The 838-nt window shown below is 47.7% G+C and carries 5 tRNA genes; all 5 read right to left on the bottom strand.

The window, feature by feature from the left end:
- Nucleotides 1-246: 246 nt before the first annotated feature.
- Nucleotides 247-319: transfer RNA gene (locus tag FQ087_RS22225), tRNA-Ala, on the bottom strand.
- 81 nt (nt 320-400) lie between these two features.
- A tRNA-Pro gene (locus tag FQ087_RS22220) sits at nt 401-477 on the bottom strand.
- Nucleotides 478-501: 24 nt separating this feature from the next.
- Nucleotides 502-578 (bottom strand) — tRNA-Arg (locus FQ087_RS22215).
- A gap of 38 nt (nt 579-616) precedes the next feature.
- Nucleotides 617-705 (bottom strand) — tRNA-Leu (locus FQ087_RS22210).
- Nucleotides 706-712: 7 nt separating this feature from the next.
- Nucleotides 713-787 (bottom strand) — tRNA-Gly (locus FQ087_RS22205).
- Nucleotides 788-838: the final 51 nt, after the last annotated feature.

Genomic DNA, 838 nt, shown 5'->3' with positions numbered 1-838 from the left:
CCAGCGTTCGTCCTGAGCCAGGATCAAACTCTCCATAATAGAAGAAAATGAATAGCTCATTTCTTGCTGACTAAGGAGGAATCAAATTCCTCCCCCGAATCCGAAGATTCTAGTGTGTGTTTTTTTCATCCGACTAAAGCCGACTTACTAGAAACGTTTTGCTCAAGTGCGTTAGCACTCTCGCTGTATTTCATTGACGTTTTGCTGTTCAGTTTTCAAGGTTCAAAGGTTCAAAGGTTCATAAAGTGGAGCCTAGCGGGATCGAACCGCTGACCTCCTGCGTGCAAGGCAGGCGCTCTCCCAGCTGAGCTAAGGCCCCATGTGGGTAAATATTATTTAAGCAACAAATCTGCTTAAAATGGTGGCTTCTTTAAGCAGTCAAACTACTTAAAAAGCTAAATGGTCGGGAAGACAGGATTCGAACCTGCGACCCCTTGGTCCCAAACCAAGTGCTCTACCAAGCTGAGCTACGTCCCGAAGAATTATAAAGTTAAAAAATAATGGTGCGCCCGGCAGAAGTCGAATCCACAACCTCCTGATCCGTAGTCAGGTGCTCTATCCAATTGAGCTACGAGCGCATATAATAAGTATAAGTGTTGAATAAATATCAGTGTTTTGGTGCCGAGAACCGGAATCGAACCGGTACGGTAGTCACCTACCGCAGGATTTTAAGTCCTGTGCGTCTGCCAGTTCCGCCACCCCGGCATGTAAATGGAGCGGAAGACGGGATTCGAACCCGCGACCCCGACCTTGGCAAGGTCGTATTCTACCACTGAACTACTTCCGCATTATAAGTGCGGGTAAAGGGAGTCGAACCCCCACGCCCGAAGGCACTAGA

This window comes from Sporosarcina sp. ANT_H38, from assembly GCF_008369195.1.
In the GTDB taxonomy this organism is placed as follows: domain Bacteria; phylum Bacillota; class Bacilli; order Bacillales_A; family Planococcaceae; genus Sporosarcina.
The sequence above is the reverse complement of the archived record's forward strand: the minus strand, read 5'-3'. Positions and strand labels throughout refer to the sequence as shown.